Raw genomic sequence first — 18,972 nt, forward strand, 5'->3', positions numbered from 1 at the left:
TCACTCCTTGATCGCCTCTTTAATTTGGCGCGCTTGCTCCATTACAAACTCCCTAGGGTAGGGCTGGTAATGATCTTTGAGATACTCCCTTAGGTGTAGACCCAAATTCTTATGCCCCACCTCATCTATATGGCACTCCACACATTTTTTATGGCTAAGCCCCTCAAAATAATCGCGATGGGGCAAAAAGGACTTCATATTGGACGCGCTAGCGCGCATCAAATTGTCATGGCAATGCAAGCAGCCCGAATCAAAGACATATTCACTAGCGCGGCGGCGGTTTTTCTCCCAATCAAACTTCTTAGGGTCTTTGAGGGTGTTGCCATAGACATCTTCTATCCCTAAAATTGTTTTGCTCACAAAGTAATGCACCACATTGTCATGGGGCAAGTGGCAATCCACACATCTAGCCTTAAAACCCACATGGTTATGCCCCCCATGCCTGTCTGCGTGGTAGGCTTCTAATTCGGGGGTCATGATGTGGCAAATCCCACAGAATTTATCATCAGCCGTCCACTCCACCGCCTGCACGGTCAACACACTCAAAAACACCCCCAACACACACCCCCCCACAAAAATCCAAAACACAAAATACTTCTTGCTTTTGAGAGTTTCTAACACATTCATGATGCCCTCGCCAATAACAATGCTAGGGATCATACAGAGTAAAATTAACTAAAGATATAACCAAAGAGCTAATTTTGCAAGCAAACTAGATAAAAAGTTTATTCCCCCGCCTTTTATCTTAAAAATGTGGCACCATAAAGAAGGTTTTTTGTTCCAAAACGATATTGGGATCGTCCATGCTATAGGCTTTGATGGTGATGGGGAGAATCCCGCGCTTGGCTTGGGTAACATTGTGCGCCATGTAGGCTTGCTTGGCTTTTTCTATGGGCATGCGCAAGATCACCACAACTTTAAGCTTGCCCTGTGGTTCAATGTTAAGCGTGCCGGTGGGGCGTAAGATACTCACATTGGGATCGTCTATATTGAAGGTGTAGGCATGGGGCTTGGAGCTAGTGTTTTGGAACAAAAACAAATAGCTATTGTCCACAAACTTGCCATGCAGGGCATACAGCTGCCCCCCATGCGTGATGTCTAAATGCATGCTAGCCTTATTGAGCGCGCCCACCACCAGCGCGCCTACCACGATTAACAACACCCCCACATAGGCTACAGTCTTGGTCCGCCATAACTTCACGGGGGTTTTTGTGGCTTGCGCTTGGCTTGAGGACCAGTTAATGAGGCTTTTTTTACCCAGTTTGCCCATGGTGATTGTGCACGCGTCCACGCATTCTAGGCAGTTAATGCATTCTAATTGCATGCCCTTGCGGATGTCAATATGTGTCGGGCACACGAGCACGCAGTGGTTGCAACTCACGCATTCGTTTCTAGGGCTACGCTTTTGGGGTAAGAGGGGGATTTTCACATCGGATTCATCATAGATCGCCCCCCCGCGGCGCGTGTCGTAAATGGGGTTTAGAGTATGCTCATCAAAGAGCACACTTTGCACGCGCGCATAGGGGCATAGATAGATACAAAAGCGCTCTTGCACCCAAGCGATGTCTAAGAACACAATCGCGCTTAAAGCCACCCAAATCCCCAATAACAAGGCGTGATCTTGGGGGTTAGCCAGGGAGGCAAAAAACTCTAGGGGCGGGACAAAATAAAAGAGCAACACCGCCATAGAGGCTAGGGGGATGGGGGCAAAGAGAATCAGGGCTAGGACCTTTTTGAGCTTATTAGCCATCGTGGGGGGTGTGGGGCGTTGTTTATTGGCGATTTTGGCATGCAAACCTAATAACTTGGTTTCAATGAGATCGCGCAAGATTGTCCTAAAGATCGTCTGAGGGCAACCCCAGCCACACCACACCCGCCCCAGCATGGAGGTGATAAAAAAGATAAAGATGAATAAAAAGATCACCAAGAAGGGCAATAAATACATCTCTTGGGCGCTGTAAATCTTGCCTAATAGGTGGATCTGGTGGTGCTCAAAAGAGATCAAGAAAATTTGCCCATCGCCCACATGGATAAAGGGGATGAGAATAGATAAAAGGCTGATACACACATAACCCCAATAGCGCTTAAAACGCCATGAGCGGCTAAAGGGAATCTTCTTAGCAGAGGGAGGCATGCTTGGCATCCTTGAGAGTAAATAGCCCCATGCTAGCAAAGTTTGTTTAAGGGGGTTTAAACGCGCAAACGCGCTATAATAGCCCTAAAAAGGCAAAAAATGGCAACCCCGGAGATTTTGATCTTGGATTTTGGGAGTCAGACCACCCAACTCATCGCGCGGCGTTTGCGCGAATGCGGGGTATATACAGAGATTTACCCCTATAATCTTCCTCTAGATCAGATCCGCACCAAAGCCCCCAAAGGGATCATTTTAAGCGGGGGACCGGCTAGTGTCTATGATTTGCAAGCCTACCACTGCGATCCTAAGATTCTCGATCTCAATATTCCCATTTTGGGGATTTGCTATGGTATGCAGTGGTTGGTGCACGCATTGGGGGGGCGCGTGGCGCGTGCGTCCTCTCAAGAATTTGGGCGCGCACATTTGGAGAATCTGCAAAATCACCCCTTGTTAGCAGGGATTGAAAAATCTAGCGTGGTGTGGATGAGCCATGGGGATCGTGTGGAGGTCCTGCCTGCTGATTTTGAGGTGTTAGCTAAGAGTGCGCACGCCCCCTTTTGTGCGATCGCGCACAAACATAAGCCCATTTATGGCTTGCAATTCCATCCCGAATCTGCGCATAGCGCGCAAGGGGGGCGTATTTTGAGCAATTTCGCGCGTCTGTGTGGTTGCAGGCACGATTGGAATATGCGCGATTTTCTAACCCAGCAAATCCAAAGCATCCAAGATCAAGTGGGGAGCGATCGGGTGCTGTGCGCGGTGAGCGGGGGGGTGGACTCAAGCGTGGTTGCTGCGCTGTGCGCACGCGCGCTAAAAGAGCAAGTAGAGGTGGTCTTTGTCGATCACGGCTTACTAAGGGCGGGCGAGCGTGATCAAGTGGTAAGCATGTTTGCAGATTTGCAAATCCCCTTGCATGTCATAGAGGCACAAGATTTATTTTTAAGCCGTCTTAAAGGGGTGGTGGAGCCTGAGCAAAAACGCCAAATCATCGGGCATACTTTTATTGAAGTCTTTGAACAAAAAGCACAAGAACTCTCTAAGCAGGGGGCGATCAAATGGCTCGCTCAAGGCACGCTCTACCCCGATGTCATTGAGTCGGTGAGTGCTAAGGGTCCCTCAGCGGTGATCAAATCTCATCACAATGTAGGCGGGTTGCCTGAAAAGATGAATCTCAAACTCTTAGAGCCCTTAAGAGAACTCTTTAAAGATGAGGTGCGCGCACTAGGAGCGCGTTTAGGACTACCTGAAAAGATGTTAGCCCGCCACCCCTTCCCCGGTCCCGGGTTGGCGATCCGCATTTTAGGCGAGGTGAATACACCTAGTTTAGAACTCTTGGCTCAAGCCGATCACATTTTTATACAAGCCTTGCATACAGAGGGGCTATATAATGAGGTGTGGCAAGCCTTTTGTGTTTTGCTCAATGTGTTTTCTGTAGGAGTAATGGGGGATAAGCGCACCTATGATAATACTATCGCGCTTAGAGCCGTGCAGGCTAGCGATGGGATGAGCGCGCATTGTGCGCCCTTGCCCTTTGAGTTTTTAGAACGCGTGGCTAATAGCATTATCAATCAGGTGCCCGGGATTAACCGCGTGGTCTATGACATCACTTCTAAACCCCCGGGGACCATTGAATGGGAATAGAGCTTAAAGGCTTGTATGCGATCAGCGATCCCAAACTCACTCCCTATTCTCATCTACTTAAGTTGGCTGAATATGCCATTGAGGGGGGGGTGCGTTTCTTGCAACTACGGGACAAGCAGAGTAGTCATAACGAGTTGCTAGGTTTAGCTAAAGCATTAAAGGATTTATGCGCCCAAAAGGGCGTGGGATTTGTGATCAACGATCGCCTCTGCCTAGCCCTAGAGTGTGGCGCATGGGGGTTGCATTTAGGGGAGGAAGATATGCCTTTAAGTAAGGCACGCGCACGCTTTAGCGGAGTGATTGGGGTCTCTTGCTATGGGGACTTGGAACGCGCCATTCAAGCCCAAGATCAGGGGGCAGATTATGTCGCCTTTGGGGCATGTTTTAGATCTCCTACTAAGCCCCATGCTCCCTGCATAGACTTAGAAGTCTTAGCGCGCGCGCAGGCGCGCTTAAAAATCCCTATTTGTGCCATTGGTGGGATTAATGCCCAAAATATCGCCCAACTCCAGCATGCGGATATGATCGCCCTCATCAGCGCGCTTTGGCAGGGTGATGTGCGTGCCAATGCCAAAATACTAAGCAGTGCCCATGCTCAATCCCATTAGCGCGCTGTTGAGCTTAAACCAACTCCAAGAATTGCTCAAAGATCAACCCAAGCAATTCAACGCCACCCTCCCCATTTTACTCAAGGTGCTAGAAAAAAAGGGGGCGCAAAAGTATCTCTTGCAACTAGGCAACCAAATTGTAGAAACCAAGAGTCAAAAACCCCTCAGTATCGGGCAAAATTACTGGGCTTTGATGCAAAAAAGCTCAGTAGGGGCGATCCAACTCTCCAAGCTAACCCCCCAGCCCAAGATCATAGAACAACTCAAAGACGCGCCCTTAAAGCTAGAGATCAAAGACTTGCCCAGTCTGCTAGGTCAAGAAGACTTCAAGGGTTATAAGGACATGCTAGTCCAGCACTTTAGCCACGCCACAACCAAGCAGGATTTTTTACTGCTAGGAAATCTCTTGCTCTCTTTGCAACACCAAGTGGCTAGCTTTGTGATCCAAGATCGCCACAAGCAAGCTCTTGTGCAATTCAAAAAGGGCAAGCAACAACGCCTAGATTTTTACGCGCTCTACCCGCATTTAGGACCCTTGCAGGGGAGTATCCTATTTCACGATCCCGGGCTAAGTTTGCACTTGGGCGTAGCCTATGAGAGTGTGCAACATCTATTGCTAGCCCACCAACACACTCTAAAGGGCTTTGAAAGCGTGTTGATCGCCACTATAAACCCTATTGAGCCCCTATTTGGCTTTGAGGAGAGTCTGTTGGATGCGCGTGCTTAAGGGTTTTGGACTTGATAAAAGATTGTTCGTAAAGCCTTAAAAGCACGATGAAAAAGGCGGTGATGGTAGGACCCACAGCGATGCCCCAAAAGCCAAATTTGCTAATGCCCGCCAAGATAGAAAAGAAGATCAAAATCTCGTTGATATTGAGCGTGATCTTGAGGACATGACCTTTAATAAAGCCGATGAGTAGGGGCTTGATGAGGCTGTCAATCAACCCTCCGATCAGCACGATGGAGTAGATGGCGATCACAATGGCGACTGTGCTATGACCTTGGTAGGTTTCATAGATCACCACGGGGACCCACACCAACGCTCCGCCCACGATGGGGATGAGCGAAGCTAGCCCGTATAAAATCCCCAAAGAGAGCCAATCTAGATTAAACCACACCACCAACGCCCCAAAAGCCAACCCCTGCAACACCACATTGATAATAGAAGTGAGCAAGACCACGCGCAAAATTCCGGCCACTTCCTTGAAGATGTGTTGGCTGTGGTGGCGCTCAAAGGGCAGAATATCTAGGATATAGTGGTAGAAATGTTGCCCATAAAAAAAGCATAGAAACAAGAACACCAGCACCATAAAAGTGTCGCTCACTAATTTTAGACTGTATTTGCCAATGTCGCTACTAAAGCGTAGGGCGTAGGACATCAAAGAATGCGCAGAAATATTAGAAAGAAAGGCTTTAGCCTCCCCATTGGCCGGGAAACGATCCAAAAACGCCAGTAAATCAGCCTTGAATTTGTTCAGAAAGAAAGAAACCTGTTCTAAATTGAGATGGAAGATAAAGTCCGTGCTCTTGTGGATTAAAAAATACAGGGGCACGACTAGGAAACTTAGCAGTAAGATCACGCACAAAAGCGCGCTAAAGAGATTGCGCATGTGCCTGTCTAAAAACTCTTTGAGCCAAAAAATCGTAACGCATAAAAGCCCGGCGATGAGCAAGTCCATAAGAAAGTTCTCATAGAGGTAGATCATCCAATAAAACGCCACGCCAAAGAGCAACCAAAAAAAATACACCGGGCGCATGCCAACCCCAAATAGTTTTGCATTATAATACCCAAAAAGGCTAACCATGCATCTATACAAATATTGCGCCAGTGGTAATGATTTTTTGATCACCCACCAATTTAGCCCCAAAGATCGCCACGCTTTAGCTAAACAGGTTTGTAAACGCCATTATGGCTTTGGGGCCGATGGTTTAGTGGTGCTCTTGCCCCATGCCAAGTATGCTTATACATGGGAGTTTTACAACGCCGATGGGAGCTGTGCAGCCATGTGTGGAAACGCGAGTCGTTGCGTGGCTTTGTATGCCTACCAACAAGGTTTAGCCCCCAGAAAACATGCGTTTTTGAGTACAGCTGGGGTGATCCATGTAGAAGTGCTGGAGTGTGAGGGCAATCGAGGTGTGGTGCAGAGCAATTTGGGCAACCCTAAGCGCTTAGAGAGTTTGGAATTAGAGGGGCAGGTGTGGGATTTCATAGACACGGGCGTGCCCCACTTGGTGCATTTTGTAGATCATCCTAGCCAAATCCCCACACACAAGACCCCTCAAATGCAGGATTTGCGCGCGCGCTTTGATGCCAATGTCAATATCGCCCATATCCAAGACCCCCACACCATTAAACTAGCCACTTATGAACGCGGGGTAGAAGAGATCACTCTGGCTTGTGGGACGGGTATGGCTGCCGTGTTTGTGTGCGCCCACTACCGCCACCACACTCCCCCCCAAGCCAGCTTGATCCCCCCTAGTGGAGAAACCCTAAACTTGCGCCTAGAAAAAGATGGGGTGTATTTTAAGGGGGAGGTGCTTAGGGTGGGGAGTTGTTTGGGGCTTTAGTCCTCTAAAAGGTTTGCTTTGTTTTACACCATTATCCCCTTTGCCAACACCAAGCCCTTGATCTATGCCAGCGCGCCAAATCTAGCCCCCGGGACTCTAGTGAAGATCCCCTTGCAAAAGCGCCACATCTTAGGGGTAGTGCTAGAGGCATGCGCGCGCCCTGATTTTGCGTGCAAATTAGCCACCCCCACAGGGCACTATCTCAACGCCCACCAAATGCTCCTGTTGCGCTTTATCGCGCATTACTACTGTGCCCAACTAGGCACGATCGCCCCCCTATTTTACCCCTTTAAACAAGCCCACACCTCTCCCCCCCCCCAACAACAGGCTCTTTTGCAAATGCAATCCAAACCCCAAGCCCTACTCTTTGGGGATACGGGCAGTGGCAAAACACACCTCTATAGGCATTTGATCGCCCAAGCCCTCAAAGAGGGTTGCGCTTTAGTGTTGATCCCAGAGATCGCCCTAGCTCCCCAAGTGTATTACGCCCTTTTACAGAGCTTTAAGGATTCAGTGGGGCTATGGCATAGCAAACTCAAGAGCGCGCAAAAGACACAGCTGTTAGGTCAGCTTGACACCCAGCAAGTGCGTGTCGTGGTGGGCACTAGAAGCGCGCTATTTTTGCCCATCCCCCATCTCAAACTCATCATCATAGATGAAGAACACGATCACTCCTACAAATCCAACCAAGCCCCCTACTACCATGCGCGCGATGCCGCCTTGTATCTCTCTAGCCAAATGCCCATCCAGGTGATTCTAGGTTCGGCTACACCAAGCCTACGCAGTTATTACATGGCGCAAAATAAGAACTATTTAGTGCGCCTCAAGGGGCGTTTTTTTGACTCGCAAAAAGAAATCCTCTTTGAGGAACAAAGCACCGCCCTCACCCCCTTTCTGTGCGCCCATTTGCAAGAAGCTCTAGATCACGAGCAACAAAGCGTGATCTTTGTGCCCACCCGCGCGCATTTTAAGAAACTCTTGTGCCAAGCCTGCGCACAGGGGGTGTATTGCCCCTTTTGCAGTGTGAACATGAGTTTACACCTCAAAGACCAGCGCATGCGTTGCCACTATTGCCAACACAGCGCGCCCATCCCTAAAGTCTGCCCCTCTTGCCAACACCCCTTATTGCAGGGCAAGCGCATGGGCACCCAACAACTCAAAAAGGAGTTGCAAGCCCTATTGCCCCATGCGCGCATTGGCATTTTAGACAAGGATCACACCCACACCAATACCCAAATCCAGCGCATTTTAGGCGCGCTTAACGCCCAAGAAATAGACATTTTGATCGGCACACAGATGATCGCCAAAGGGCATGATTACCCCCAAGTGAATCTAGCCATCATTTTGGGTCTAGATGAAATTTTACACAATGGAAGTTACGCGAGTTTTGAACAAGGGGTGAGCTTGATGCACCAAATTGCCGGGCGCAGCGCGCGCAAACAACGGGGTAAAGTGTTGATTCAATCCCTCAATGCCACTTTTTTAGCCCGTTATATTGAGGATTATGAGGAATTTCTCAAAGACGAATTAGACACGCGTCTCAAGATTTTCCCCCCCTTCAAACGCCTAGCCCAAATACTCTTTAGCGCGCCTGAGGAATCTAAAGCCCAAGAAAACATGCAAGGCGTGCTAGATCGCCTAGAGCAGAGCCTACCCCCCAGCGTGCAAATCTTAGGATCAGGTCCTGCACGCGTGCTTAAGATCGCCAAACACTACCACTATGAAATTTTGCTGAGCGCTAGCTCCACGACCCAACTTCTCAATCTCCTACACCAGCTAGATCACAGCAAAGCTAAGATCATCATGGACCCCATAGATGTATGACTAACGCGCGATAGCCTTGGCGTATTTTTCGCGAATCACATGCACCACTACTTCCCCGGGATACTTGAGTTTCTCCTCTATCTCTTTGGCAATGTCTTTAGCTAGCATGGTGATCTTGGCGTCATTGACGCGTTCAGGGCAGACGATCACGCGGATTTCCCTGCCCGCATCTAGGGCAAAAACCTTTTTGACTCCCTTTTTTTGGCTAGCGATGCGCTCTAAATCATGCATGCGCGCTAGGAAGTTTTCTGCGTCCTTGCGCCTAGCCCCGGGGCGTGCGGCTGAAAGCGCATCAGCAGCACACACCGCCGCGCATTCGATGCTTTTGATTTCTTCGCGATCGTGGTGGGCGTAGATGGCATTTAGCACGACTGGATCTTCATGGTGGCGCGCACACACCTGCGCGCCCAATTCCACATGATCCCCCCCGCATTCGTAAGTGAGTGCCTTACCGATGTCATGTAAGATTCCCGCGCGCGCGCCAGTTTGGCATCTCCACCCAGTTGCGTAGCAATATCGCTAGCCAAAATTGCCACTTCTATGGAGTGCATGAGCGCGTTTTGCCCATAGCTGGTGCGGTAACGCATTTTACCCAGCAGGTATTGGAGTTCTTGGGGCATTGCATCTAATTTTAACTCCAATAACACTTCTTGCGCGTCTTCTAAAACCATCTCTTCCATGCGCGCCTCCACGCGTTGGTAAGTGGTTTCAATGCGGCTGGGTTGGATACGCCCATCTTCAATGAGTTCTTCTAGGGTTCTTGCCGCGATCGCGCGTCTGTAGAGATTAAAACAGCTTAGGGTAATGGTTTTGGATTCTTCATCAATCATCACTTCCACGCCGCTAATGCGCTTGAAAGTGTCTATATTTTTGCCTTCTTTGCCGATAATGCGTCCGATAAACTCGCTGTCGGGCAAACTCACCGCGCTAGTGAGGTTTTCCATCGCAAATTGGCTTGCAAAACGCGCGGTGGCGTCTGCGATCACAAAATTAGCCCGCGCACGCGCTTCCCTTTTGGCTTCTTTTTCATAACGGCGCACCAAAGCCGCTTTTTGTAGCAGTAATTCTTTTTCTACTTGCGCGAGGATTAGCGCCTTCGCCTCTTCTTGGGTGTAGCCAGAAACTTGCACGAGCGCCTCTAACATTTGGGCTTTGAGCTCTGTGCATTCGCTTTGTAACTGCGCTTGGGCATCTCTTTGGCTCTCTAGGTCCTGTTGCTGGATCTGCAGAGCTTGGCGATCTTGATCCAAGCGGGCTTTTTGGGTGCTTAGGTATTGTTTCTGCTGGAATTCTTGGGATTGCAACGCGTCTAGCTTGCGCTGGTGCTCTAGGGTGTGGGCTTGGAGTTTTTGGGTAAATTCTGCCTGCAAGCTCTCTAGCAGAGTTTGGGATTCGATCTCTTTGGCTTGGTAAAGCACCTGGGCTTGGTAAAGTAGCATGTCCGCCTTAGCCTTGGCTTGGTGCAGGTATTGTTGGCTGTGGGCTAGCATGAATCTTTTAGTTACCCAAAAGACGCAAAAGCCTGTGAGGGCGCAGGGGAGAACAATTTCTATGACATAGTCCATTGGTTATCCTTGTATTTATTTTTTTTGTTGTGCGTTGTTCAAAATACCGCGCGCTTACTATATCATGGTTATCACCTAGTAGATTCTGAGATTGCAAGATTTTGCGCGCGATAAAGATAAGAGGGACATTGGGGTGCTTGGCAAAAAAGCTGTCATAATAGCCCTTGCCAAAGCCTATGCGTCTGTGCGCCTTGTCCATGCCTAGCACAGGGATGATGCCCAGATCAAGTTTGGCGCGCAACAACGAGGGCGCGGGTTCTAAAATGCCATATTTCTTGCGTTGTAAGGGCAGGCGATAGGGGGTGGCGCGCAGACGGTCTTGGGCTAAAGTAGGCACGAATACCTGAATGTGGCGTTGGCGTGCCCATTTAATCAAGGGCATTAGATTGGGTTCATGGGCTAGGGGGCAAAAGAGTAAAACGCGCTTGCAGGGTTTTAAGTGGGGCTGGAGTTGGGTGGTGATTTTGTGATCTTTGATATCCCAGCCTTGTTGCTTGAAGAGTTGGTGTTTGCACCAAGTGCGAAATTGGGCTTTAGTGCTAAATCTCATGGTGGGCATGCTAGCACAATCGCCCCAAATTAAGCATGCTTGCTATATAATGAAGGTTTTTTAAGGAGATTAGATGAAAGAACCCATGAGCATGTTTGGCTATGAAAAGATCTGCGCTGAACTCAAACGCTTAAAAGAAGAAGAACGCCCCCAAGTGGTCAAAGAGATCGATCGCGCTAGAGAACATGGGGATTTAAAGGAAAACGCCGAATACCATGCCGCTAAAGAAAAACAGGCGTTCATTGAAGCGCGTATCAATGATCTAAGCCGCACTTTAGCCAACGCCCAAGTCATTGACCCCTCCACCTTAAGCCACCAAAAGGTAAGTTTTGGGAGCACGGTGAAAATCCTCAATCTGGACACGGATAAAGAGATGAGTTACACCATTGTGGGGAGTATGGAGAGCGATCCTGTGCGCGGCTTGATCTCTTGTAGCTCCCCTATTGCCAAGAGTTTGATGGGACACCAAAAGGGCGATGAGGTGAGTGTGCGCTTGCCCACAGGAGAGAGCGAATTTGAGATTTTAGACATTTGTTACCAAGACATCGCCTATGCCAAAAGTTAAGATTCAAAAGCTCCACCCTGAAGCGCGTATCCCAGCCTACCAAAGCGCGGGCGCAAGCGGGTTTGACCTGCACGCGCTAGAAGCTTTACACATTGCGCCCGGTGCTGTAGCCCTAGTGCGCACCGGGCTGGCTATTAGCTTAGAACGGGGTTTTGAATTGCAGATTAGATCGCGTAGCGGGCTAGCTTTAAAAGATCAGATCGTGGTGTTGAACTCCCCGGGCACCATTGATAGCGATTATCGAGGCGAATTGCAGGTGATCTTGATGAATCTCTCTGGGCGCGTTTTTAGCATAGAACCCGGGGATCGCATCGCCCAAGCGATCTTGTGTCGGGTCTTTAGCGCGCAGTTTGAATTAGTCAATCAGCTAGAGACTAGCGCGCGGGGTTGTAGGGGGTTTGGGAGCAGTGGAGTCTAATGGAAATCAAGCAAAATCTCAAACAGGTGCAAGAAGAGTTTAAGAGCGATGAAAAACTCTTGGAAAGCGCGTTTAGACTGGAGAAATTCTACCAAAAGTACAAATTTGGACTTTGGGCGTTGGTGGGCTTGGGCTTGCTTTGGTGGGGCGGGGTGCAGTTTTTAGAGCACAAAAAAGCTATGCATGTCCAAGAGATCACCGCTTTGTATAACGAGGTCTTGCAAAACCCCAATAACCTAGCTCTCTTAAACAAACTCCAAGGCAAAGCCCCCAATCTCTACAGCCTGCATGCTTACGCGCGCGCGCTCCAAGAGAAGAATCTCAAGGCTTTAAAAGAACTTAGCCACTCCTCTAGCCCTCTGGTGAGTGTTTTAGCGCGCTATTATAGCGCCTCCTATAGCAAGGATTTGAAAGCCTTAGAGGGCTTAAAATTAGAGGGTTTGCAAGATTGGATCGCTTTGCAACAAGCGTATTTGAGTTTGCAAACCAACCCAAAAAGCGATATTGGGGCGATCTTAGCTCCCATCACTCCTAACTCCAGCCTCTATAAAATCGCTTCTTTACTAAGACATTATGGCGTTCTAAAATCTTCCTCTAAGGAGAGCAAGTGAGCTTGAGGATTATTTGGCTGCTGATCGCGTTGCTGTGCTTGGGCTGTGGCTCTAGGAAGAACTTTGAACCGCCTAAATCCAAGATCAAGGGTGAGTTGCGCTTCAAACATGAGCTTAAAGACCCCATCACTTTCACTAACCGCTATGGGGCGATTTTGAAAAATGGAGGCGTGATCGACACCCAAGGGGTTACACCCCTGAAACTCACCAAAAAAGAGTATAAAGAGAGCTCTTTTTTGAATCAAAGCCAAGATTACTATATTTTAGCCGAAGATTGTTGGCGTAGCCACAAACAAAATGGTCCCAAGCCCAAAAAAACTAAGGAAGTGAAATTAACCCAGCAAGAAGCCCAAGAAGAGATCGTAGAAAACATTGAATCCATAGACGAACAAGTGGTGTTAAAAGATCGTTGCCACCACCTAGAATTAGTCAGCACCGCCCTGCAAGCCAAGCCCTCCATTTTTATCCCCATAGACGCTTACCCTTTGAGCGCGAGCGTGAAAGGTAAACGCCTAGCGGTGGTGATGTCGGACAATTCAGCCAATATCTTTGACATTACTAGCCGTAAACTCATTTTTAGCGAAAAGGGCGCGTCCACCACTGCGATCAACTCCTTAATGGCTGCCCCCGTCTTTTTGGACACGGTGGTGGTTTTTCCTATGTTAGATGGGCGACTCTTGGTGGTGGATGTGAGCGGAGACACCCCCAAAGTGGTGCGCAATATCGTGCTCAATAGCGAAAAGTTTTTCAACAATGTGATCTATTTGAGGGTGGATGGGGAAAACATGTTTGCCGCGACAGCTAAAAAACTTGTTTCCATTGTTTCTGGGCAGGAATTTAGCTTTGATGCGGACATTGTAGATGTGCTCTATAAAAATAACCATCTCTATGTGCTCACTTTGGACGGACAAATTTTAGAGATGATCGCACCCTCAACGATCAGAGTATGGGGGTTGTGAAATTGCCCTTTGCGATGCTCACAAGCCTAGTGGTAACCGATAAAAAACTCTACACTTTAGAAAAACGGGGCTATCTAGTGGAAGTGGATTTGCAGCATTTTGATGATTATAGGGTGTATCACCTCAGCAATGTGTCTAAGAACTGGGGAGGGCGTTTGGATAAGATGAGTTTTTACACCGGGGATAAGATTTATTACGATCGCTACTACATAGACTTGAGTCAAAACCCATGATCTTGTGTGATATAGGCAATAGTGCCCTGCATTTTTACAATGGCAAGAAAATTTGGCATCGCACTCCCCAAACTTTGGAACCCTTTGATCAGCCCGTGCATTACATCAGCGTTAACCCGAGCTTTGAAAAGGCGTTGTTAGAGATTTGTCCGCGCGCGCATAATTTAGAACCCTGTGTCAAACTCAAAAGCGCGTATCAGGGTTTGGGCGTGGATCGCAAGGTGGCTTGTTTGGGTCTAGGAGATGATGGCGTGGTGGTGGATGCCGGGAGCGCTATTAGCGTGGATGTAATGGAGGGCGGAGCGCATGTGGGTGGGGTGCTTTTGCCCGGCTTTAGGGCTTACCAACAGGCTTTTCAAAGCATTTCTGGAGCACTAGATCACCCTATCAATGTGCGCGTGGATTTGCAAAGCCTACCCCAAAGCACCGCGCAAGCCTTGAGTTTTGGGACACTCAAGAGCGTGATCTTATTGCTCCAAGAGATCATCGCGGATAAACGGGTGGTGTTTACTGGGGGCGATGGGAAATTTTTGAGCGCGTTTTTCCAGCGGGGGGTATACCATAAGTGGTTGATCTTTGAGGGCATGCAACGCGCGCTAGCATGGAATTAGTCCTCCTGTTCTTGAGCGCGTCTGTGATGTCGCTGGGGCATTGCGTGGGGATGTGCGGGGGGGTGGTGCTGGCTTACACGCAGGCAAAATTCCCCCCCTCTACCCCCCTTAAAGCGCAAATGCTAGGGCATGTTCTCTACAATCTAGGGCGTGTGAGCACTTACATGATCGCCGCGCTCATTGTGGCTTTTGTGGGGCACACTCTCTTAGACATGATCGCGCAACACAGCGCGATCGCGCGCACCAAATTGCAAGGGGGGGTGATCATGGGCGTGGGGGTGTTGGTGATCTTGTTAGCCTTTGGGTTTGTCTTCAAATGGCATTTCCATACAGCGCTACTCTCCAAGCTCTTTAAAGCCACCTTGGGGAGCTCTAAACTCTCTAGTTTTTACTTGCTAGGCTTGCTCAATGGGCTCTTGCCCTGTTCGCTAGTTTACTATTTTCTCCTCAATGTTCTTGGCGCGCCCAATCTTCTTTACGCGCTTGTAACAGTGTTGGTGCTCAGTTTAGCCACTTTTGCGCCCCTCTTGCTCTTGGGTCTGTGCTCAGGGCGCTTGCTTGGCTCAAAAGCCCTATTTGCCAAACTTGCCTTTGTGCTCATGTTGGCTTGTGGGGCTTATGATCTCTACAAGGGTTTTTCTATGTGGGCGGGGCATGCCCACCACATGGGCGGGCATTGAAACAAAAAGCCCTGTTTTTGGATCGCGATGGGGTGATCAATGAAGATAGGGGTTATGTGTGCCATATAGCAGATTTTGTCTTGATGCCCGGGATTTTAGAACTCTTGGGCGCGGCTAAAGCGCGGGGATTCTTGCTCTTGCTAGTTACTAACCAATCTGGGATTGCGCGCGGGTATTACGGTGTGCAGGATTTTTGGGATTTGAGCGCGCACATGCAAACCCTTTTACGCGCGCATTTGGGTTTTGGGCTGGATAAAATCTATCATTGCCCCCATGCCCCCGGTAGTTGTGCCTGCCGTAAACCCGGGCTGGGCATGTTAGAACAGGCGTTGGGCGATTTTGATCTGGATTTAAAGCAAAGCCTTATGTTGGGCGACAAGCTTAGCGACATGCAATTTGGGCTACAAGGGGGGATAGGTCTTAATCTTTGGCTCAATGGTCCTGTAAGCGTGCACCCCCAAGTGTTTAGCATCAGCGATCTCAAGCAAGCTTTAGAGTTTCTGGGGGATTAATTGGCTATAATGGGTTTAAAGGGTGGTGATGGAAAAATTCATTGAGGGACTTTTGACATTCCTGGGCAATATCAATGTGATCTTGTATCTTGTGGGCTATTTCGTGGGGGGGATTCCTTTTGGGTATTGGATACTCAAGGTGTGTTACAATGTGGACATTACCACACAGGGTAGCGGAGGGATCGGGGCGACCAATGTCGTGCGCGTGATGAATACCATCGATCCTAGCAAGGCAAAAAGGCTGGGCACAGCGGTCTTGGTGTTGGACTTGCTCAAGGGGGTATTTTGTGTGCTAGTAGCCAAGTTAGCAACCTTGAGTTATGAGGCGCAATGGATGGTTGCTCTTAGCACAATTTTGGGGCATTGCTATTCTCCCTTTTTGGGCTTTAGGGGGGGTAAGGGGGTGAGCACCACGATGGGCGCAGTGCTCTTGCTCATCCCTGTAGAGAGCTTGATCGGGCTGTCTTTATGGGCTTTTGTGGGCAAGAAACTCAAAATCTCCTCATTGGCTTCCATTGTGGGTGTGGGTTTAGCCACTTTGCTATTGTTTGTTTTCCCGGCTTTGCATGTCAGTTTACCCGCACCCATCAATGTTTATAGCCAAATAGGCACGCCCACGCCCATGGTGTTGATTTTCCTCTTCACGCTTTATAAACATGGCTCTAATCTGCTTAAACTTATCGGCGGACAGGAAAAAAAGATTTTATGATGACCCTACTTATAGAGAATTACCGCCTAGACGCGTTCATAGGCACGCAACAGAGCGAACAAAAGCACCCTCAGCCCTTGATCATCCATTTAGAAGTTGGCTACCGCTATGACAACGCCCAGACTTACCTAGACTACATGGACATTTTAGAAGTGGTGCAAAACAAATTCGCCACCACCCCCTACACCCTTTTAGAAGAAGCCCTAGAGGAGATCAGCGCGTGGCTCAAGCAGTGTTTTCCTAGCATCACCCAAATCACTATGGAAATCCAAAAGCCCCAAGCCTGCCAGCGCGCCTTAGTGGGGGCTAGGGTGTGTAAAATCTTTGAAAGGAGCTCCCATGGTTAAACTTGGCTTATCTATCTTGCTGGGATTATCTCTTAGCTTCTTGGGCGCGCAAGAAAAGCCCGCCCCCAAACCCCCTAAAACGCCTAAGAAGTTTGAGTTTAACAACACCGAAGTGTTCAAACGCAAAGAATTACAACAACGCCAAAGCAATCAGCCTAGCGACCTCTTCAAGACGGACGCAAGCATCAATGTCTCTAGTGATCAAACCCATTTGCGCGCTCTCTCTAGCGATTTGGCGCGCTTGAGTGTAGATGGGGCTTACCAATAGCGCGGCGTTGTTGGGCGTGCGTGAGGGCGATAGCTAACGCGTCTGTGATGTCTAGGGGCTTGATCGCGCTTTTGAGTCTGAGGATTTTTTTCACCATGAAGGCGACCTGCTCTTTATTAGCCTTGCCATGCCCGCTAATGGCGCGCTTGACTTGCAGGGGCGTATATTCGCTAAAATGCCCCACCCTTTGCAAAATTTTTAAACTCAATGCCCCCCTGAATTGTGCGAGTTTTAGCACACTCTTGGGATTATAGGCGTAAAAAATATCCTCCATCGCCACTTCTGCAATGGGGTAGCTATCCAAAACTTGATCCAAACCCGCGACCATCTCTAACACTTGGATTTGGAAGGGCGCGTTGTGGATATGGATAAACCCCGCCCCTACGAGCTTGCTCTGCTCATCTATCACCCCATAACCACACTTGCGACTCCCCGGATCAATGCCTAAGATCATTAAGATTTGAATTGGCTGACATTGTGATCTAGAGATTCGGTGGCTTCGCGCAGATTCTCCGCGGCTTTGATGATTTTAGCCGCTTCCACCGCGTTATTGGCGTTGATCGCATCAATCCCATCAAAGAAAGGTTTCATGCCATCAATATCCTCTTTGGTGCCCACGAAATTCCCAATGGAGGTGTTGACTCTTTGGACCACAAATTCCAAACTGGAATTCATCTCTTTAAATTTGTCTTGCATCTCTAGACCTACGCTATTGAGCTCTTCAATTTTTTTAGAATTCAGATTCATTTGGGAAGACACATCGTTGATTTCTTGGACGATCACCCCGATGGTGGAGTTGATCTCGACTAGGGACTTCTGGGTGCGCGCGGCTAAATTACGCACTTCATCAGCCACCACCGCAAAACCCCTCCCATGTTCGCCCGCCCGGGCTGCCTCAATAGCCGCGTTGAGCGCGAGCAAATTAGTTTGATCGGCGATGTCATCGATGATGTGCAAGATGTTCTTCACGCTATCGGCGTTCTTGCTGAGTTGTTCTACCTTAATGGCTAATTCCTCCTCAGTTTTGGAAGCTTCGGTGATTTGTCCAAAGAGACTGGCGATCGCCCCATTGGAGGTTTGAATCGAGCCCTGCACGGCGACTAGACTCTGTTGACTCTCTTGGGCTTGATCTAAAGACTTGCCCAAGATTTCATTGATCTCATTTGTCCTATTTCTAATGTTATTGATCATAGAAGTGCGGTTTTTCATCTCCTCTAACACCGCAAGAATGGTAGATTTGAGCATGGTCGCGATCTCTTTATTGCTCTTAGCGGTTGCTTTCATGTAATTGAAGAAGTCTTGGATGCTTTCTACAAAGTGGTTCACCCCCTTGCCCACCCTAGCGATCTCATCGCACCCCTTGATGCGCAAACGCTGGGTGAGATTGCGCTCGCCCTGATTGAAGTCGTCCATCATACGCACTAGCGTATTCAAACGCCTGATGATGGTGAAATAAGTGAATGAAGAGGTGATCGTGATGAAGAACAAGACAATGAAGGCAATGCAGTAAATCAAATTACGCAGATTCTTAGCAACTTGTTGCTTGATCTCTTTGCGGGTGTTAGAAGTGGCGTTTAAGATGTCGCTAAAATAGGAGGTAGAAACGATCACCATCTGGCTTGTGGGATCGTAATGGCTGTAGGCTACTTTGGGCTCAGGCTTGCCCCCGGCAAATTTGGGCATTTGGTAGTAGGTAAATCCCCCCCCTTTTTTGGCTTGCTCCACATACCCACACACATAGCACACCTTATCCACACTCAAGATATTCAGCCCGCTCTTGCCCACCGTGTCCGGATTGACCGGATCAAAGAGCACAACGCCCTGCATGTCCACCACCACCATGTAAATCATGCCCCGATCGTTGTTGATCTTGCTAAAGTATTCTAATGCCATTTTTCTAGCTTCTGGTTTAGGATAGCGTTCGTAATAGCCCGCGATCGCCTGCTCGATCAAGCGGGTATCGTATTTCAGAGTCCTCTCTCTATGGCGCATGTCCCCCTTTTTCTCGCTGTCAATCACTAGGTCTATAAGATGATGTTGTTTGTGGTTGCGATCATCACGACCGCCAGCCCCACAATAGAAAGAGATAGGAAAACCACACCGATGATTTTAGCCCCAAGACTCATGCGCACTCCTACACAAAATCAAGCCATTACTCTAGCATAAATG

At 48.8% G+C, this 18,972-nt stretch carries 24 protein-coding genes; 16 read left to right on the plus strand and 8 right to left on the minus strand.

All coding sequences use genetic code 11. From position 1 onward, the window contains the following. Both EAO33_RS02250 and ccoG read right to left on the minus strand, forming a co-directional pair. A complete protein-coding gene (locus tag EAO33_RS02250) occupies positions 1-627 on the minus strand; it encodes a cytochrome c3 family protein (protein WP_120944711.1) in 627 nt (208 codons plus the stop codon). Between the two features lie 118 nt (positions 628-745). Next, a complete protein-coding gene (gene ccoG / locus EAO33_RS02255) occupies positions 746-2,143 on the minus strand; it encodes a cytochrome c oxidase accessory protein CcoG (RefSeq protein ID WP_120944577.1) in 1,398 nt (465 codons plus the stop codon). Between the two features lie 90 nt (positions 2,144-2,233). Between ccoG and guaA the strand changes: the two genes are divergently transcribed. The 3 genes from guaA to EAO33_RS02270 are packed head-to-tail and all read left to right on the plus strand — an operon-like array spanning position 2,234 to position 5,110. Continuing rightward, positions 2,234-3,775, plus strand: a complete 1,542-nt coding sequence (gene guaA / locus EAO33_RS02260) for a glutamine-hydrolyzing GMP synthase (RefSeq protein WP_120944579.1) — start codon at positions 2,234-2,236, stop codon at positions 3,773-3,775. Further along, on the plus strand, positions 3,766-4,383 hold the full coding sequence (thiE, locus tag EAO33_RS02265) for a thiamine phosphate synthase (protein WP_120944581.1): 618 nt from the start codon (positions 3,766-3,768) through the stop codon (positions 4,381-4,383). Before guaA ends, thiE begins: the two co-directional genes overlap by 10 nt. Further along, on the plus strand, positions 4,367-5,110 hold the full coding sequence (locus EAO33_RS02270; protein WP_120944583.1) for a hypothetical protein: 744 nt from the start codon (positions 4,367-4,369) through the stop codon (positions 5,108-5,110). The genes thiE and EAO33_RS02270 overlap by 17 nt, the downstream gene beginning before the upstream one ends. Here the strand turns inward: EAO33_RS02270 and EAO33_RS02275 are convergent. Then, positions 5,058-6,140 (minus strand): AI-2E family transporter, encoded by a 1,083-nt coding sequence (locus tag EAO33_RS02275; RefSeq protein ID WP_120944713.1) that lies wholly within the window; start codon positions 6,138-6,140, stop codon positions 5,058-5,060. The two genes, EAO33_RS02270 and EAO33_RS02275, sit on opposite strands and share 53 nt — an antisense overlap. A gap of 46 nt (positions 6,141-6,186) precedes the next feature. Between EAO33_RS02275 and dapF the strand changes: the two genes are divergently transcribed. After that, positions 6,187-6,951 (plus strand): diaminopimelate epimerase, encoded by a 765-nt coding sequence (gene dapF / locus EAO33_RS02280; protein WP_120944585.1) that lies wholly within the window; start codon positions 6,187-6,189, stop codon positions 6,949-6,951. Positions 6,952-6,969: 18 nt separating this feature from the next. Next, a complete protein-coding gene (gene priA, locus EAO33_RS02285) occupies positions 6,970-8,775 on the plus strand; it encodes a replication restart helicase PriA (protein ID WP_120944587.1) in 1,806 nt (601 codons plus the stop codon). On the opposite strand, the gene EAO33_RS09890 is transcribed toward priA, so the two are convergent. Genes EAO33_RS09890 through EAO33_RS02295 form a run of 3 tightly spaced genes read right to left on the minus strand, consistent with a single transcriptional unit; the run spans position 8,776 to position 10,890 of the window. Further along, positions 8,776-9,192, minus strand: a complete 417-nt coding sequence (locus EAO33_RS09890) for a hypothetical protein (RefSeq protein ID WP_407920454.1) — start codon at positions 9,190-9,192, stop codon at positions 8,776-8,778. After that, positions 9,138-10,340, minus strand: coding sequence for an Rnase Y domain-containing protein (locus tag EAO33_RS02290; protein WP_407920455.1), 1,203 nt, complete (start codon positions 10,338-10,340; stop codon positions 9,138-9,140). Before EAO33_RS02290 ends, EAO33_RS09890 begins: the two co-directional genes overlap by 55 nt. Continuing rightward, positions 10,273-10,890 (minus strand): 5-formyltetrahydrofolate cyclo-ligase, encoded by a 618-nt coding sequence (locus tag EAO33_RS02295; RefSeq protein ID WP_162982180.1) that lies wholly within the window; start codon positions 10,888-10,890, stop codon positions 10,273-10,275. Before EAO33_RS02295 ends, EAO33_RS02290 begins: the two co-directional genes overlap by 68 nt. A 73-nt stretch (positions 10,891-10,963) precedes the next feature. Here EAO33_RS02295 and greA point away from each other — a divergent pair, with 73 nt between their 5' ends. From greA to EAO33_RS02345, 11 genes are read left to right on the plus strand one after another with little or no spacing between them, the layout of a single operon-like run. Beyond that, positions 10,964-11,455 carry a transcription elongation factor GreA gene (greA, locus tag EAO33_RS02300; RefSeq protein ID WP_120944591.1) on the plus strand — a complete coding sequence of 164 codons (492 nt, stop codon included), beginning with the start codon at positions 10,964-10,966 and terminating at the stop codon, positions 11,453-11,455. Continuing rightward, positions 11,442-11,873, plus strand: a complete 432-nt coding sequence (gene dut / locus EAO33_RS02305; protein ID WP_120944593.1) for a dUTP diphosphatase — start codon at positions 11,442-11,444, stop codon at positions 11,871-11,873. The genes greA and dut overlap by 14 nt, the downstream gene beginning before the upstream one ends. Then, the gene (locus EAO33_RS02310; protein ID WP_120944595.1) at positions 11,873-12,484 is read left to right on the plus strand and encodes a hypothetical protein; all 612 of its coding nucleotides are present in this window, start codon (positions 11,873-11,875) and stop codon (positions 12,482-12,484) included. The genes dut and EAO33_RS02310 overlap by 1 nt, the downstream gene beginning before the upstream one ends. Further along, complete coding sequence (locus EAO33_RS02315; RefSeq protein WP_235852998.1) at positions 12,481-13,443, plus strand: hypothetical protein; 963 nt, start codon at positions 12,481-12,483, stop codon at positions 13,441-13,443. Before EAO33_RS02310 ends, EAO33_RS02315 begins: the two co-directional genes overlap by 4 nt. Further along, complete coding sequence (locus EAO33_RS09370; RefSeq protein ID WP_235852999.1) at positions 13,440-13,676, plus strand: hypothetical protein; 237 nt, start codon at positions 13,440-13,442, stop codon at positions 13,674-13,676. Before EAO33_RS02315 ends, EAO33_RS09370 begins: the two co-directional genes overlap by 4 nt. Continuing rightward, positions 13,673-14,287 carry a type III pantothenate kinase gene (locus EAO33_RS02320; protein WP_120944597.1) on the plus strand — a complete coding sequence of 205 codons (615 nt, stop codon included), beginning with the start codon at positions 13,673-13,675 and terminating at the stop codon, positions 14,285-14,287. The genes EAO33_RS09370 and EAO33_RS02320 overlap by 4 nt, the downstream gene beginning before the upstream one ends. Beyond that, positions 14,278-14,967, plus strand: a complete 690-nt coding sequence (locus EAO33_RS02325) for a sulfite exporter TauE/SafE family protein (protein ID WP_120944599.1) — start codon at positions 14,278-14,280, stop codon at positions 14,965-14,967. The genes EAO33_RS02320 and EAO33_RS02325 overlap by 10 nt, the downstream gene beginning before the upstream one ends. Then, positions 14,964-15,479 (plus strand): D-glycero-alpha-D-manno-heptose-1,7-bisphosphate 7-phosphatase, encoded by a 516-nt coding sequence (locus tag EAO33_RS02330; protein ID WP_120944601.1) that lies wholly within the window; start codon positions 14,964-14,966, stop codon positions 15,477-15,479. The genes EAO33_RS02325 and EAO33_RS02330 overlap by 4 nt, the downstream gene beginning before the upstream one ends. 40 nt (positions 15,480-15,519) lie before the next feature. After that, on the plus strand, positions 15,520-16,188 hold the full coding sequence (gene plsY, locus EAO33_RS02335) for a glycerol-3-phosphate 1-O-acyltransferase PlsY (RefSeq protein WP_120944715.1): 669 nt from the start codon (positions 15,520-15,522) through the stop codon (positions 16,186-16,188). Continuing rightward, a complete protein-coding gene (locus EAO33_RS02340; protein WP_235853000.1) occupies positions 16,185-16,535 on the plus strand; it encodes a dihydroneopterin aldolase in 351 nt (116 codons plus the stop codon). Before plsY ends, EAO33_RS02340 begins: the two co-directional genes overlap by 4 nt. Beyond that, positions 16,528-16,803: a hypothetical protein gene (locus tag EAO33_RS02345; RefSeq protein WP_120944604.1), complete on the plus strand. Its 276-nt coding sequence runs from the start codon at positions 16,528-16,530 to the stop codon at positions 16,801-16,803. Before EAO33_RS02340 ends, EAO33_RS02345 begins: the two co-directional genes overlap by 8 nt. Here the strand turns inward: EAO33_RS02345 and ruvC are convergent. Beyond that, positions 16,760-17,257 (minus strand): crossover junction endodeoxyribonuclease RuvC, encoded by a 498-nt coding sequence (gene ruvC / locus EAO33_RS02350; protein ID WP_120944606.1) that lies wholly within the window; start codon positions 17,255-17,257, stop codon positions 16,760-16,762. The genes EAO33_RS02345 and ruvC overlap by 44 nt on opposite strands. Further along, on the minus strand, positions 17,257-18,795 hold the full coding sequence (locus EAO33_RS02355; protein WP_162982181.1) for a methyl-accepting chemotaxis protein: 1,539 nt from the start codon (positions 18,793-18,795) through the stop codon (positions 17,257-17,259). Before EAO33_RS02355 ends, ruvC begins: the two co-directional genes overlap by 1 nt. Positions 18,796-18,972 lie beyond the last annotated feature (177 nt).

This window comes from Helicobacter labacensis (genome assembly GCF_003660285.1).
In the GTDB taxonomy this organism is placed as follows: domain Bacteria; phylum Campylobacterota; class Campylobacteria; order Campylobacterales; family Helicobacteraceae; genus Helicobacter; species Helicobacter labacensis.

Excerpts from the sequence above, each read along its gene's own strand:
- EAO33_RS02250 (WP_120944711.1), bottom strand. The coding sequence starts at position 627 with ATGAATGTGTTAGAAACTCTCAAAAGCAAGAAGTATTTTGTGTTTTGG.
- ccoG (WP_120944577.1), bottom strand. The coding sequence starts at position 2,143 with ATGCCAAGCATGCCTCCCTCTGCTAAGAAGATTCCCTTTAGCCGCTCA.
- guaA (WP_120944579.1), top strand. The coding sequence starts at position 2,234 with ATGGCAACCCCGGAGATTTTGATCTTGGATTTTGGGAGTCAGACCACC.
- thiE (WP_120944581.1), top strand. The coding sequence starts at position 3,766 with ATGGGAATAGAGCTTAAAGGCTTGTATGCGATCAGCGATCCCAAACTC.
- EAO33_RS02270 (WP_120944583.1), top strand. The coding sequence starts at position 4,367 with ATGCTCAATCCCATTAGCGCGCTGTTGAGCTTAAACCAACTCCAAGAA.
- EAO33_RS02275 (WP_120944713.1), bottom strand. The coding sequence starts at position 6,140 with ATGCGCCCGGTGTATTTTTTTTGGTTGCTCTTTGGCGTGGCGTTTTAT.
- dapF (WP_120944585.1), top strand. The coding sequence starts at position 6,187 with ATGCATCTATACAAATATTGCGCCAGTGGTAATGATTTTTTGATCACC.
- EAO33_RS02290 (WP_407920455.1), bottom strand. The coding sequence starts at position 10,340 with ATGGACTATGTCATAGAAATTGTTCTCCCCTGCGCCCTCACAGGCTTT.
- EAO33_RS02295 (WP_162982180.1), bottom strand. The coding sequence starts at position 10,890 with ATGAGATTTAGCACTAAAGCCCAATTTCGCACTTGGTGCAAACACCAA.
- greA (WP_120944591.1), top strand. The coding sequence starts at position 10,964 with ATGAAAGAACCCATGAGCATGTTTGGCTATGAAAAGATCTGCGCTGAA.
- dut (WP_120944593.1), top strand. The coding sequence starts at position 11,442 with ATGCCAAAAGTTAAGATTCAAAAGCTCCACCCTGAAGCGCGTATCCCA.
- EAO33_RS02310 (WP_120944595.1), top strand. The coding sequence starts at position 11,873 with ATGGAAATCAAGCAAAATCTCAAACAGGTGCAAGAAGAGTTTAAGAGC.
- EAO33_RS02320 (WP_120944597.1), top strand. The coding sequence starts at position 13,673 with ATGATCTTGTGTGATATAGGCAATAGTGCCCTGCATTTTTACAATGGC.
- EAO33_RS02325 (WP_120944599.1), top strand. The coding sequence starts at position 14,278 with ATGGAATTAGTCCTCCTGTTCTTGAGCGCGTCTGTGATGTCGCTGGGG.
- EAO33_RS02340 (WP_235853000.1), top strand. The coding sequence starts at position 16,185 with ATGATGACCCTACTTATAGAGAATTACCGCCTAGACGCGTTCATAGGC.
- EAO33_RS02345 (WP_120944604.1), top strand. The coding sequence starts at position 16,528 with ATGGTTAAACTTGGCTTATCTATCTTGCTGGGATTATCTCTTAGCTTC.
- ruvC (WP_120944606.1), bottom strand. The coding sequence starts at position 17,257 with ATGATCTTAGGCATTGATCCGGGGAGTCGCAAGTGTGGTTATGGGGTG.
- EAO33_RS02355 (WP_162982181.1), bottom strand. The coding sequence starts at position 18,795 with ATGCGCCATAGAGAGAGGACTCTGAAATACGATACCCGCTTGATCGAG.